At 61.7% G+C, this 14603-nt stretch carries 9 protein-coding genes; 3 read left to right on the top strand and 6 right to left on the bottom strand.

Going from position 1 to position 14603, the window contains the following annotated elements; translation table 11 throughout:
• Positions 1–28: 28 nt before the first annotated feature.
• Together ACM6IM_RS05110 and ACM6IM_RS05115 are read right to left on the bottom strand one after the other, a co-directional pair.
• The gene (locus tag ACM6IM_RS05110) at positions 29–286 is read right to left on the bottom strand and encodes a hypothetical protein (RefSeq protein WP_414864392.1); all 258 of its coding nucleotides are present in this window, start codon (positions 284–286) and stop codon (positions 29–31) included.
• A 254-nt stretch (positions 287–540) separates the two neighbouring features.
• Positions 541–711 (bottom strand): hypothetical protein, encoded by a 171-nt coding sequence (locus tag ACM6IM_RS05115; RefSeq protein ID WP_201192776.1) that lies wholly within the window; start codon positions 709–711, stop codon positions 541–543.
• Positions 712–917: 206 nt separating this feature from the next.
• Between ACM6IM_RS05115 and ACM6IM_RS05120 the strand changes: the two genes are divergently transcribed.
• From ACM6IM_RS05120 to glgB, 3 genes are all read left to right on the top strand, one after another.
• The gene (locus ACM6IM_RS05120; RefSeq protein WP_414864393.1) at positions 918–2912 is read left to right on the top strand and encodes an alpha-1,4-glucan--maltose-1-phosphate maltosyltransferase; all 1995 of its coding nucleotides are present in this window, start codon (positions 918–920) and stop codon (positions 2910–2912) included.
• Between the two features lie 140 nt (positions 2913–3052).
• The gene (treS, locus tag ACM6IM_RS05125; RefSeq protein ID WP_414864394.1) at positions 3053–6394 is read left to right on the top strand and encodes a maltose alpha-D-glucosyltransferase; all 3342 of its coding nucleotides are present in this window, start codon (positions 3053–3055) and stop codon (positions 6392–6394) included.
• A gap of 2 nt (positions 6395–6396) precedes the next feature.
• Positions 6397–8628 carry a 1,4-alpha-glucan branching protein GlgB gene (gene glgB, locus ACM6IM_RS05130; protein WP_414864395.1) on the top strand — a complete coding sequence of 744 codons (2232 nt, stop codon included), beginning with the start codon at positions 6397–6399 and terminating at the stop codon, positions 8626–8628.
• A 126-nt stretch (positions 8629–8754) separates the two neighbouring features.
• Here glgB and ACM6IM_RS05135 read toward each other — a convergent pair whose 3' ends face one another.
• The 4 genes from ACM6IM_RS05135 to ACM6IM_RS05150 all read right to left on the bottom strand — a co-directional run bounded on the left by ACM6IM_RS05135 (position 8755) and on the right by ACM6IM_RS05150 (position 14600).
• Positions 8755–9822, bottom strand: coding sequence for an autotransporter domain-containing protein (locus ACM6IM_RS05135; RefSeq protein WP_414864396.1), 1068 nt, complete (start codon positions 9820–9822; stop codon positions 8755–8757).
• Positions 9823–10145: 323 nt separating this feature from the next.
• Positions 10146–12707 carry an autotransporter outer membrane beta-barrel domain-containing protein gene (locus tag ACM6IM_RS05140; protein ID WP_414864397.1) on the bottom strand — a complete coding sequence of 854 codons (2562 nt, stop codon included), beginning with the start codon at positions 12705–12707 and terminating at the stop codon, positions 10146–10148.
• A gap of 258 nt (positions 12708–12965) precedes the next feature.
• Positions 12966–13766, bottom strand: coding sequence for an endonuclease/exonuclease/phosphatase family protein (locus ACM6IM_RS05145; protein WP_201192758.1), 801 nt, complete (start codon positions 13764–13766; stop codon positions 12966–12968).
• Between the two features lie 75 nt (positions 13767–13841).
• A complete protein-coding gene (locus tag ACM6IM_RS05150; RefSeq protein ID WP_201192755.1) occupies positions 13842–14600 on the bottom strand; it encodes a PIG-L deacetylase family protein in 759 nt (252 codons plus the stop codon).
• Positions 14601–14603: the final 3 nt, after the last annotated feature.

Genomic DNA, 14603 nt, shown 5'->3' on the forward strand with positions numbered 1-14603 from the left:
GGTGAATTCCGATTTTTCCCGAGCAGGCTCACTCCCACAGCATCACACCCACCCTGTGGGCGCGCGCTTGCTCGCGATGGTCGTCAACGATAACGCGGGGAACCTGACACCCCCCACGGATTTCGCTGTTCAACTCGTTTTGGGAAAAGTCGATGTTCTGGCTTTGTTCAATGTCGCGTTGGAGTGAGGTCTTTGGGTGTTCTTCCGGGAATGCCTGTTCGGGCAGGAAATACTGCAGTTCGTAATTGAATATTTTCAAGAGATGGCCAGCCGTTGAGTATTTCACGGTCGAGCGCCGGGCAACGTGCGCTAATGTTTTCGGGGGATTTGCTGGCGTTGAACAATAGTATCGACATGACTGGCCACTCTTTCGGCTAAAGACAGCGCTTTATCTAAGAGCATGCAAGGTGTGCTGGTAAAGCGTGGGACAAACGGGGATTTTCAGTAAAGGAGCGGTACTACAGAGTCGTCGGAATCTTCATTCATTTTGTGCACGAGATCGTTCCCCAGCGCTGCGAGGGAACGATCATCGGCTTCTTGTCACTCTTCAGGCGCCACAATCACCGGCGGCATGGTCGATGGCGGTTCTTCCCGTGGCGGCGGGGTGGTGCCGGGCGGGTCCTTTTCGGGGACCGGTTCCGGCTCGGTGGGCGGAATGGTCGGCGAGTCGATGTTCGGATCGGGTGTTTCGGCTGGGATTGGAATGCTCATGGTGACGGCCTCCGGTGGCACATGGCGTAAGTCGTGCTTAAGTTGGTTGACCACCGGGCGAGGGATTTGATTCCACGACAATTCACCTGAACTTTTATCCGGACCTGCCGCTCGGAACCTAAGTGAGTTCATTCCGGGGCCGACGGTCCTGCGCGAATGGCGACCCTGCACTTGAGCGTCCATGGGGCGTAAAGGAGAGATGCTCGATGACTGCCGAAACACCGACAGAGCTGGACTACAACGCTCACATGCCGCTGTCGCAGGCTTTGCTGCTGCCGCGCATTGCGATCGAGAGCACGATGCCGACCCTCGAAGGCGGGCAGTTTGCCGTTAAAGCGGTGGCGGGGCAGGAGGTGGTGGTCACCAGCAAGGTGTTCGCCGACGGGCACGACAAGCTGGCGGTGCAGGTGCGCTGGCGGGCCGAGGGCGAGCAGACCTGGCAACGCGAATCCATGACCGATCTGGGTAACAACGGTTGGCAGGGGCAGTTTCGCGTCAGGACGCAGGGGCGCTATGTGTTCTGCATCGAGGCCTGGATCGATCAGTTCGCCAGCTTCTGCTATGAACTGGAGAAGAAGCACGCCGCCGGTGTGCCGGTGAGCCTTGAGCTGCAGGAAGGCCGTCATCTGGTCCAGGCCGCCGCCGAGCGCTCCGACGGGCCACTCAGTGAAGCGCTGGCGGCGCTGCACCATGAACTGGCAGCACTGCTCGAAATGGAGCAGGTGGCGCTGTTTCTGCAACCGCGCAGCGCCGACCTGATGGCCCAGGCCGATCACCGTGCTTATTTGAGCTTCAGTCCCGAATATCCACTGGACGTCGAGCGCGAACTCGCCGAGTTCGCCAGTTGGTATGAGTTGTTTCCCCGCTCGATCACCGACGATCCCGCCCGTCATGGCACCTTCAATGATGTGCATTCACGGCTGCCGATGATCCAGGACATGGGCTTCGATGTGCTGTACTTCCCGCCGATCCACCCGATCGGCCGCAGTTTCCGCAAAGGCCCGAACAACTCCCTGACGGCGGGCCCGGATGATCCGGGCAGTCCGTATGCCATCGGTAGCGCAGAAGGCGGGCACGAGGCGATTCATCCGCAACTGGGCAGCCGTGAAGATTTCCGTCGCCTGGTCGCGGCCGCCGCCGCCCACGGCCTGGAAATCGCCCTCGATTTCGCCATCCAGTGTTCCCAGGACCACCCGTGGTTGCAGCAGCATCCAGGCTGGTTCAACTGGCGGCCGGACGGCACGATCAAGTACGCGGAGAATCCGCCGAAAAAATACCAGGACATCGTCAACGTCGACTTCTATGCCGCCGACGCGATCCCCAGCCTCTGGATAGAATTGCGCGACATTGTCATCGGCTGGGTGGAAGAGGGCGTGAAGATCTTTCGTGTCGACAACCCGCACACCAAGCCGTTGCCGTTCTGGCAATGGCTGATCGCCGACGTGCGGGCGCTGCACCCTGAAGTGATTTTCCTCGCTGAGGCCTTCACCACGCCCGCGATGATGGCGCGCCTGGGCAAGGTCGGTTACTCCCAGAGCTACACCTACTTCACCTGGCGCAACACCAAGCACGAATTGTCGACCTATTTTTCCGAACTCAACCAGTCGCCTTGGCGCGAGTGCTACCGGCCGAACTTTTTCGTCAATACGCCGGACATCAACCCAGCCTTCCTGCATGAGTCGGGCCGCGCCGGCTTTCTGATCCGCGCGGCGCTGGCGACCATGGGTTCCGGGCTGTGGGGCATGTATTCAGGGTTTGAGTTGTGTGAATCGGCAGCGGTGCCGGGCAAGGAGGAATACCTCGATTCCGAGAAGTACGAGATCCGTCCAAGGGATTTCAATGCGCCGGGCAACATCATCGCCGAGATCGCCCAGCTCAATCGCATCCGTCGGCAGAACCCGGCCTTGCACACGCACCTGGGCCTGACGATCTACAACGCCTGGAACGACAACATCCTGTATTTCGGCAAGCGCAGTGCCGATGGCAGCAACTTCATCCTGGTTGCGGTCAGCCTCGACCCGCATAACGTCCAGGAGGCGAATTTCGAGTTGCCGCTGTGGGAATTGGGCCTGCCCGATGACGCGAGCACCCAGGGTGAAGACTTGATGAACGGCCATCGCTGGACGTGGCATGGCAAGTACCAGTTCATGCGGATCGACCCGGCGCATCAACCGTTCGGCATCTGGCGGATCACGGCTTAACAAGCACGACATCTGTGGGAGCGAGCCTGCTCGCGATTGCGGTCTGCAATCACCCTGAGGGTGACTGACATGTCCCCTTCGCGAGCGGGCTCGCTCCCACACATCGATGACGGCTTTCTCGAATTCAACAGGAGTGACCCATGGCGAAGAAACCCAAGGCTGCCACCTTTATCAAGGATCCGCTCTGGTACAAGGATGCCGTGATCTACCAGGTTCACGTGAAATCATTTTTCGACTCCAACAACGACGGCATCGGCGATTTTCCCGGCCTGATCGACAAGCTTGACTACATCGCCGATCTCGGCGTCAACACCATCTGGCTGCTGCCGTTTTACCCGTCGCCACGCCGCGACGATGGTTATGACATTGCCGAATACCGGGGCGTGCATACCGATTACGGCACCCTGGCCGATGCCCGGCGGTTCATTGCCGAAGCCCACAAGCGTGGCCTGCGGGTGATTACCGAGCTGGTCATCAACCACACCTCCGACCAGCACCCCTGGTTCCAGCGGGCACGCAAGGCCAAGCCTGGTTCGGCGGCGCGGGATTTCTACGTGTGGTCCGACGACGATGGCAAATACGATGGCACGCGGATCATTTTTCTCGACACTGAGAAATCCAACTGGACCTGGGACCCGGTGGCCGGCCAGTACTTCTGGCACCGTTTCTACTCGCACCAGCCGGACCTGAATTTCGATAATCCGCAGGTGATGAAGGCCGTGTTGTCGGTGATGCGCTACTGGCTGGACATGGGGATCGACGGCCTGCGCCTGGATGCGATTCCCTACCTGATCGAACGCGACGGCACCAACAACGAAAACCTGCCGGAGACCCACGACGTCCTCAAGCAGATCCGCGCCGAAATCGATGCCAACTATCCCGACCGCATGCTGCTGGCCGAAGCCAACCAGTGGCCGGAAGACACCCAGCTGTATTTTGGTGACACCGACAAGTCCGGGCTCAACGGCGACGAATGTCACATGGCGTTCCATTTCCCGCTGATGCCGCGCATGTACATGGCGCTGGCCCAGGAGGACCGCTTCCCGATTACCGATATCCTGCGCCAGACCCCGGAAATCCCGGCCAACTGCCAGTGGGCGATCTTCCTGCGCAATCATGATGAGCTGACGCTGGAGATGGTCACCGACAAGGAGCGCGACTACCTGTGGAATTACTACGCGGCGGACCGCCGCGCGCGGATCAACCTGGGGATCCGTCGGCGCCTCGCCCCGTTGATGGAGCGCGACCGGCGTCGTGTCGAGCTGCTCAACAGCCTGCTGCTGTCGATGCCCGGGACGCCGACCCTGTATTACGGGGACGAGATCGGCATGGGCGACAACATCTACCTGGGTGACCGCGACGGCGTGCGTACACCGATGCAGTGGTCGATCGACCGTAACGGCGGCTTCTCCCGTGCCGATCCGGCGAGCCTGGTCCTGCCACCGATCATGGACCCGCAGTACGGTTACCTGTCGGTCAACGTCGAAACCCAGGCCGGCGATCCGCATTCGCTGTTGAACTGGACCCGGCGCATGCTTGCCGTGCGTAAACAGTCGAAGGCCTTCGGGCGCGGCACGCTGAAGATGCTGTCGCCGAGCAACCGGCGGATCCTGGCCTACACCCGTGAATTCACCGGGGACGATGGCCGGCACGAAATCATTCTGTGCGTGGCCAACGTATCCCGCAGCGCTCAGGCAGCGGAGCTGGACCTCTCGGCCTACGTCGGCATGGTGCCGGTGGAGATGCTCGGCGGTAACGCCTTCCCGCCGATCGGCCAGTTGAATTTCCTCCTGACCCTGGCGCCGTATGGCTTCTACTGGTTCGTATTGGCCGCCGAGAATCAGATGCCCAGCTGGCACGTGGAACCGGCACAAAGCCTGCCGGATTTCACCACGCTGGTGCTGAAAAAACGCATGGAAGAATTGCTCGAATCGCCGTCCCGCGCCACGTTGGAGCAAACCATCCTGCCGAACTGGTTGCAGAACCGTCGCTGGTTCGCCGGCAAGGACGCGGCCATCGAAGCGGTGACGCTGGCCTACGGCGTGCGTTTCGGAGATGCGCAGCATCCGGTGCTGCTCAGTGAGATCGATGTCACCAGCGGCGGCCAGACCAGCCGCTACCAGTTGCCCTTCGGCTTCATTGCCGAAGATCAGGTGGGCCCCGCGCTGCCTCAGCAATTGGCATTGTCGCGGGTGCGACGAGGGCCACAGGTCGGTTTGATCACCGATGCGTTCACCCTCGAAAACTTCATCCGCGCGGTGCTCCAGGGCATGCAGAACAACAGCGTGTTGCCGTGCGAAGGTGGCGAAATCCGTTTCGAGCCGACGCCCGAGCTGGCCAGGCTGGGCCTGACCACTGAATCCGAAGTGCGCTACCTGTCCGCCGAACAGTCCAACAGTTCGGTGGTGATCGGCAGCAGCCTGGTGCTCAAGCTGATCCGCAAGGTGGCCTCTGGCGTTCACCCGGAACTGGAAATGAGCGCCTACCTGACCGAGGCCGGCTTCGCCAATATCTCACCGCTGCTGGGCTCGGTGGTGCGCCGCGATGCGCAGGGCCAAGACAACCTGCTGATGATCGCCCAGGGCTACCTGAGCAATCAGGGCGATGCGTGGGAGTGGACCCAGAACAACCTCGAGCGGGCGCTGCGCGACGAACTGGCGGACGCCATGTCCGAGCAGGAGCAGCATTACAACGCCCTTGGCGAATTGAAGGACTTCGCCGGCATGCTGGGTCAGCGCCTGGGCGAAATGCACCAGGTGCTGGCCGCACCGACCGACAACCCGGACTTCGCCCCACAAGTCACCACGCAGAAAGACGCCATGGCCTCGGCCAGGGATGTCGCGGCGCAAGTGGAGCACGCGCTGAAATTGCTCAAGCAACATCAAAGTGAACTGAACCCTGGCGACAGAAATCTGGTCAGTCAGATGCTGGACAACAAAAAGGCGATCCTCACTCATATCCAGGCGCTGGGCAAACAGGCGGCCGGTGGCTTGCGCATTCGGGTGCATGGCGACTTGCACCTGGGGCAGGTCCTGGTGATCAAGGGCGATGCCTACCTGATCGACTTCGAAGGCGAACCGGCGCGGCCATTGGCCGAACGGCGCGGCAAGCACAGTCCGTACAAGGATGTCAGTGGCGTGCTGCGTTCCTTCGATTACGCGGCGGCGATGGCGATCAACGTGCATAACGTCGATAACACCGCCGATGCCCAGGCCGCCAGGGAGCGGGTATCCCGGCGCTACCTGATCGAGGCGAAACAGGCATTTGTCGACGCGTATCGGCTGGCGGCAGCTAGTCTTAGTCATGCTTGGCAGGAACCGGGAGGCGAGGACGCCGCGCTGGCGTTGTTCGGTCTGGAAAAGGCGGCATACGAGGTGGCTTATGAGGCTGAAAACCGGCCCACCTGGCTGCCCGTGCCGTTGCACGGTTTATATGGATTATTGAGTGGGCTTAAACCCTTTTCCGATCTTGGTGGAGAGTAGTCATGAGTTTCTCGAACAAGGAACAGGGTCACCGCAAAGAGGCGTTACTGCCCAGATCGCGGGATATTGAGGCGCTGGTACGCGCCGAACACCACGACCCATTTGCCATTCTCGGCCCCCATGGCGACGACGCCGGCGGGCAGTACATTCGGGCTTATCTGCCGGATGCGTTGAGCGTCCAGGTGCTGAGCAAGGACACGGGCGAAGAACTCGGTGCGCTGCAAGCCACCGAGACACCCGGGCTGTTCGTCGGGCACTTCGATCATGCGCAGCCCTACGTCCTGCGCACGCGCTGGGCCGGTGGCGAGCAGGTCGCCGAAGACCCCTACAGTTTTGGTCCGCTGCTGGGCGAGATGGACTTGTACCTGTTTGCCGAAGGCAATCACCGCGACCTGAGCAGTTGCTTTGGCGCGCAGTTGAAAAACGTCGAGGGTGTCGACGGCGTACGTTTCGCCGTGTGGGCACCGAATGCCAAGCGGGTATCGGTGGTCGGCGACTTCAATAATTGGGATGGGCGTCGGCACCCCATGCGCCTGCGGCATCCCACCGGCGTCTGGGAGTTGTTCATCCCGCGTCTGGGGGCCGGGGAGGCCTACAAATACGAGATTCTCGGCGCTCATGGCATCTTGCCTTTGAAGGCCGATCCGATGGCGCTGGCCACCACGTTGCCACCGGACACCGCCTCGAAAGTCGCCGCGCCGCTGAACATCGACTGGCAGGATCAGCAATGGATGCAGGACCGGCTCGAACGCTCGAAACCAAGCGCGCCGCTGTCGATCTACGAATTGCACGCCGGCTCCTGGCAGTGCGAACTGGACGACCTGGGCGAAGTGGCCCGCCAGTACACCTGGCACGAGTTGGGCGAACGTCTGATTCCGTATGTGAAGGAGCTGGGTTTCACCCACATCGAGCTGATGCCGATCATGGAGCACCCGTTCGGCGGTTCGTGGGGCTATCAACTGCTGTCGCAATTCGCCCCGAGCGCCCGTTACGGTTCACCGCAAGATTTCGCCGCGTTCGTCAATGCGTGCCACCTGGCGGACATTGGCGTGATCCTCGACTGGGTGCCGGCGCATTTCCCCACCGATACCCACGGCCTGGCGCAATTCGACGGCACCGCGCTGTATGAGTACGGCAACCCGCAGGAAGGCTTTCACCAGGACTGGGACACGCTGATCTACAACCTTGGCCGAACCGAGGTGCACGGCTACATGCTGGCGTCGGCGCTGCACTGGCTCAAGCATTTCCACGTCGATGGCCTGCGCGTCGATGCCGTGGCGTCGATGCTGTACCGCGATTACTCGCGCAAGGCCGGCGAGTGGGTGCCGAACCGTCACGGCGGGCGTGAAAACCTGGAAGCCATCGACTTCCTGCGTCACCTCAATGACGTGGTCAATCTCGAAGTCCCCGGCGCGCTGGTGATCGCCGAGGAGTCAACCGCGTGGCCCGGTGTCAGCCAGAACACACAGCAGGGCGGCCTGGGGTTCGACTACAAATGGAACATGGGCTGGATGCACGACTCGCTGCATTACATCCAGCAAGACCCGGTCTACCGTGCCCATCACCATAACGAACTGAGCTTTGGTCTGGTGTACGCCTGGTCCGAGCGCTTCATCCTGCCGATCTCCCACGACGAAGTGGTGCACGGCAAACACTCGCTGATCGACAAGATGCCGGGCGACCGCTGGCAGAAATTCGCCAACCTGCGGGCGTACCTGAGCTTCATGTGGGCGCATCCGGGCAAGAAACTGCTGTTCATGGGCTGCGAGTTCGGCCAGTGGCGCGAGTGGAACCACGACCAGCAACTGGATTGGTACTTGCTGCAGTATTCGGAACACAAAGGCGTGCAGAAACTGGTCGGCGACCTCAACCAGCTGTACCGCTCCGAGCCGGCGCTGCACGACCAGGACGACGCCCCGCAAGGCTTCCAGTGGCTGATTGGCGACGACGCGATCAACAGCGTCTACGCCTTCCTGCGCTGGAGCAAGGACGGGCGACCGCTGCTGGTGGTGGCCAACTTCACACCGGTGCCACGGGCCGGTTATCGCATCGGCGTGCCGTTTGCCGGGCGCTGGAGCGAAGTGATCAACAGCGATTCGGCCACTTATGCCGGCTCGAACTACGGCAACGGCGGCGGGGCGTTTACCGAGGAGGAGGCGAGCCACGGGCAGGCCATGTCATTGGTGCTGAATTTGCCGCCGTTGGCGGTGTTGATACTGAGGCCGGAAGGCTGACGTCTTGATACCGCGTTGAACTCATCGCGAGCAGGCTCGCTCCCACAGGTCCGCTGTGACCCTTGTGGGAGCGAGCCCGCTCGCGATGGCGTGCTGACAAACGCCGCATCGGCTTGGGTCAGTCCCTCACCAACGCATCCGCACACCCAGGCTGCCGATCAACCCGTTCAAGTCGTTATCGTCGACGTCGCTGCTGTAGTCGGCGCTGACGTACAGGCTGACGGCCGGTGTCATCCGCGCAACCAATCCCAACCCCACTTCGACGGTCGATGATTTACGGCTGCTGCTGATTTTGTCGACCTGGTCGAGGGTCACGGTATTGCCGGTGTAGACGGTGTGCCACAAGTTGGTCCGCACATAGGGTTCGAACCCCAGGCCATTGATGTCGTAACTACCTTTGAGTCGGGCGCCGACCCGGCCGCTCCACGAGGTGAGGTCGCTGGACGATGCATTGCCGGAGCCCGCGTACGGGGTGTCCAGGGTGATGCGCTGGTTGATCAACTGTGCCTGCGGTTCAACGACCCAGTTCTCGCTCAGGCCGATCGGAAAACCCCCTTCCACCGAGAGTGTGACTGCGCTGCCTTCCGTGGCTTGCCGGGCGCCTTGCTGATTGCGACTGAAACCGTTGACGCGCCCGCCGCTGGCGCTCAGGTCGACGTGCCAGCCCTGGGGGCCGGTCAGGCTCCAGTAGGCGCCGAGGCTCTGGCCTTGCAGGTTCAGGGTGTCAGTATTGGGATCGGCCAGCGCGCGATGCGTCAGCGGACCGTCCGCGTTGCCCCGGATCTGGCTGGTGCCACCGATCAGGCCGACTTGCTGGACATGACCGCTGCCGCTTTGCAGGGTCAGGATCGCCGGGCCTTTGTGCGGGTTGGCGTAGGCAAGAGCGCCTGACTGGGACTCATAATCGGTCTGGGCCTGGCGCCCGGCCTGCCCATAGAGTTGATCCCAGGCCGAGGGCGCGGCGTCCTGGGTGGTCCAGCGTGTACTTCGACTGTCCGACGCAGCGCTGAACCGGCCGGGATAGCTGGCAGCCAGCGCGGGCAGGCTGAGCACAGGAACCTGCTGGTCATACCAGGGGGCTGTCTCTTCCTCTGCAGGTGAGGCCTGCACTTCCATGGATGAACACAGTAGAAGTGAACTCGACACCGTGCAGAAAGTTACTTTGATCTCTTGTTGGGTGAATGAAGTTTTCATGGAGGTCTACCTTGCAATCGCATGCTGGATCTCGCTGTGGCGTCTCTCCTACCCCGAACGAGGGGCGACCGAATGGAATGGGGGCAAGCCGCTGGCCGCCCGTTTTTACGGGTGTCTGGTGGGGTGCCCCCTCAGGTACTTCGGGGGTAGTACGTGAAGCTAAGAAGACCGACGACCGTGCGTCAAGAAAATGGCCGATAAGTGGTAGGTGAATTTTAGCGATTGCAACTATCTGTTTTTGATCGAGACTCTAAGTTATTGTTTGTTCAAAAAAACGTCCTGCCAGCCGCAGGCTAGAGGGGTTTGCATAGCAGGCTACCGGCTTACCAGCTCACTCTCACCCCCATGTTCGCCTGACTGCCATGCAGCTGATTACTGTCAATATTGCTGCTGTAATCGGTGCTGGCGTACACACTGACGGCCGAAGACAGGCTCACGATCACGCCGACCCCCAGGTCCAGCGATGACGATTTCTGCTCGCTGACGATCTCGTCCGTGCCGGCAAAGGTCACCGTGTCGGTCCCCGAGAAGGTGTGCCACAGGTTGGCACGCAGGTAGGGTTCGACCGATCGGCCGCTGACCTGGTAACTGCCCTTGAGGCGCGCGCCGACGCGTCCGGTCCAGGCGCTGTCGGAGTCGAATGAAACACGCGACACGCCATCATCCTGGCTGTCGAGGCTGACTTTCTGATAAATCGCTTGCGCCTGGGGTTCGATCACCCACTTGTCGCTGATGGCAATGGGGTAACCGACTTCTGCCGACAGGGTCGCGACGTGGCCCTCATTGTCGATCTTACGGCCACGATCGGAATGACTGTCACCGTCGAGTCGGGTGTACATCGCCACGGTGTCGAGGTAGGCGCCTGCGGAGTCGGTCAGGGTCCAGTAGACCCCTGCGCTGTCGCCTTCGAGGTCCACTTTGCCGGCCTGTTTGCCTTCAAAGCCGCCATTGAAGCCGTCGACATCGCCACGCAGGCGCGAGTGGCCGACGAACAAACCGCTGCGCTGGATCTGGCCGCCGCTCAGTGTCGAGCCGAACAGATCGGTGCCGACCTGGAAACCATAAAGCGAGCCATCGACACGGGGCGTGACGGTCCCGGCCCAGGTCTGGTCGAAATTTTTGCCGTAGACCCGGCCCCAGCCCGCGCTCAGGGGGCCGGTTTGCGTGAGCAGCCCCTGATCGCCCTGGCGATCGTGGAAGGTGGCGAGGGCGTTCAGTGACAATTGTGCGGCGGCCGGAGGCATCACCGACCACACCGGGACTTCCGGCCTGAAGATCGGGATCGGTGCAGCGCCGGGTTGGACTGCGGGCAACACCGGAACGACCCCGGCAACAGCGGCAACCACCGGTACCGGCACCAGCGGCTCGAGGGTGGGTGGCAGCGTCGGGTCGGCATTGGCAACTTCCACCAGCGGCGGGGCGACCACCGAGGAGCGCAGGTACCAGCTGTTTTCGCTGCCGGCGGTGATGCCGCCCTTGAACAGGTTGTAGTCGTAGACACCGGCCGACACCGGCGCTGCCAGGGCGAATGCGCCGTTGTCGCTGACTGCCGTGCCTTGCGCCTGCACCAGCTGTATACCGTTCTGCAGGGTGAGGGCACCCGCGCCCCCCAGGTTGCTGACGGAAATCAACGTGGTGCCGGTCAATGTGCCGTTGTTGACCACCAGTTTGTCGCTGGCAGAGGCGTCATCGCCCACTGCACTTTGCAACAACAACTGACCGCCATTGCCGGCGTAGTTGCCCTGGACCGTGAGGGTGTCGCTGGTGGCGGTGTTGCCCCGGGTGAGGTCGATGACCCCGCTGTTGTTCAGCGTGGCCATCAGGCCGGGAGTGAGCGGTGCAATGCCGCCCTGGACGGACGTCAGCAGGCTGCTGCCGTCTACGTTGAAGACGCCGGTGCCAATGTTGCTGTCGCCCAGGCGGAAGGTGTCATTGAGCAGGTCGAACCGCGAAGCGTTGGTCAGGCTCACCGTTTCCCAGTTGTTGTAGCGGCTGGCGCCCGAGGAGCGGGTCTGGTCGAAGGTCAAGCGATCATTGCCGGCGCCGCCATCCATATTCGGATTGAGGGCCAGGGTGCTGTCGGTCAGATTGCGCAGGGTGACACGATCGTTGCCCAGGTCCATCAGGACGGCCGAGCGGATAATTCCGCCACCGTCCCACAGCAGCGTGTCGTCGCCGACACTGGCACGGACTTCGCCGACGATCTCGCCACCGGTGACGGTGATGCTGTCGTTGCCGCCGCTGACACTGACGTTGCCACCAATGAATCCGCCGGAAACGATGATGGTGTCCTGGCCGAAACCGGTCACCAGATTGCCGAGGATAGTGCCGCCCGACAGGTCGAAAATATTGTTATCGAGTTTCATGTCGACCCGGCCGATGGACCCTCCGGTCATTTTGGCCACGTCGCCGTCTTCGAAAGCGCCAGTGATGGTGCCACCGGTCATCAGGAACGTGTCACGGCTGTCGCCCTGGGCCAGGGAACCGATGGTCCCGGCACTCATGGTGAAGCGGTCGATGCCACTGCCCTGGTTCACCGCCGTGCTGATGGTCCCGCCCGCAATATTAATGGTGTTGGTGCCGTCGCCCACATTGAGCGATCCGTTGATGACGCCTGAATTCATGATCACGGTGTCTGCGCCGGCGCCGAAGGTCACGTTGCCGTTGATCGAGCCGGTGCCGTTGGCGGGGAAGGTCAGGCTGTTGTCGCCCGCGTTATCGGTCAACGGGCCACTGCTGCCACTGTCACAGGTGAAGTTGTCGTTGCCGACGGTGGGCGTCAATGCACAGGCCGCCGAGGCGGTTTGGGCGCTGCCCGCACAGAGCAGCAAGGAAAAGGCGCAGACGGAATAACGGCCCATTGGCCGTTGCGTCGAAAAGGTCATGTTCGTCTCTCCGCATTGATTTGCGCCTGAGCTCTGCACGCCCTTGGAGTGGCAGTGGCTCAGGCGCCCATGGCAGCGCGAATTGACGACAAATACAGCTCCCTGCTGAAAACCCTGGCAAAACTTGCGCTACGATCCCGTCCGTATCAGGCATGAATACAGACAGCTGCACCGTATCAACAGATTTTGCGGCCGGCTACTGTCATAAATAACAGGTCGAGCAACTTTTTTTGCATCGTGGCGGCTCAGGTCGCCGGGTCACAAATGCACTTCCACCGCCAGCGGCAGGTGATCGGACAGGTGCGTCCAAGGCTTGCTGCCCAGGATTTTCGGGTCGTGGCTGCTGGCGTTGCGCAGATAAATCCGGTCCAGGCGCAACAAGGGGAAACGTGCCGGGTAGGTCTTGGCCGGGCGGCCGTGGTGACGTTCGAAGGCTTCGTGCAGGTAATCGCGACGCGCCAGGGTGGCGTTGCCTTGCAATTGCCAGTCGTTGAAGTCGCCGGCAATGATCACCGGGGCGTCGTCCGGCAAGGATTCGAGTAACTGGCACAACAGCTCCAGCTGCAGCTGGCGATGGCTTTCCAGCAAGCTCAGGTGTACGCAGATGGCATGAACCTCGGTATGGCCCGGCACATCCAGAATGCAATGCAGCAACCCACGCCGCTCGGGTCCGGTGATCGACACATCGAGGTTGCGGTATTCGCGGATCGGGTATTTGGACAGCAGGGCATTGCCGTGGTGGCCGTCGGGGTAGACCGCATTGCGCCCATAGGCGAAGTCGCTCCACATGCTGTCGGCCAGGAATTCGTATTGCGACGTTTGTGGCCAATTGTTGAAGCGCGAGGAATGGCGCTCGTGCTCACCGACCACCTCCTGCAGGAACACCACATCCGCCGACGTGCTGCGTACCGCCTCACGCAGTTCCGGGAGGATGAAACGCCGGTTGAATGCGGTGAAACCCTTGTGGGTGTTGACCGTCAGTATCCTGAGCCGATGAACCACCGGGGGCGTGCTCGATGGCACCGATTCAACGGCCTGCCGCTTGGAATCACTGGTCACTTTCACTCCTCTGAATCTGGGTTGCCTATGTATGCGACTGATCCGGCAGCGGGCAGTTCAGTCGGACACCGGCACTCAGACGAAGACGATTTCATACGGCAGGCGCATCCGCTCCAGCAGCACCGGCGGCAGCAACGGCGGCAGGCCGACCGCGGGCTCGCCGTCGAGCTGGCTGGCGTAGGCGTGGGTGGCGTGGCTTTTGCGCGCCACGGTCCAGGTGTCGAGCCGCAGCTTGCGTGCCCGGTGCCAGGGGAAGAGGCTGCTGTCGCGTGTTGGCCAGTGCCAGGCCCATACCGGCACTTCGTTGAAGACTGCGCCCACCAGCGCGGCGGCGTGGGCGCTGGCTCGGCCCACCGCGTCGTGGTCGATGTTGCCGTCCTCGCGCCAAGTGCTGAACACCACGTCGCCTGGACGCAGGTAGCGGGCGATGAATTCACTCAATTGACGTTCGCGTTCGGCCAGGGCGTTATCGGTGAACCCTCCGCGAATCCATTTCAGGCTATGCATGGGCAAACCGAGGCGGCGCAAGGCTTCGACGCTTTCCTGGGGGCGAAACACACTGAGACGTTTCTCCGACCATTGCTGCGAGCCCGGATGACTGGCGCTGCCGTCGGTGATCGAGATCAATTGCAGGGGGTGGCCCAGGGCGCTGAGCAACTGCAGCAGACCACCGCAAGTCACCACTTCGTCGCCGGGATGCGGGGCGATCACCACGGCGCGTGCGCCGGGCGGGACCAGCGTCTGAGTGTTGATCACCGGAACATTGTCCAGCTGAAGCGCAGTGTTCCAGATCTGGGCTGACAGACTACTGTCGATGAGGGATACGGGTTTCATCAG

Source organism: Pseudomonas sp. IT-P12 (genome assembly GCF_949767465.1).
Taxonomy (GTDB): domain Bacteria; phylum Pseudomonadota; class Gammaproteobacteria; order Pseudomonadales; family Pseudomonadaceae; genus Aquipseudomonas.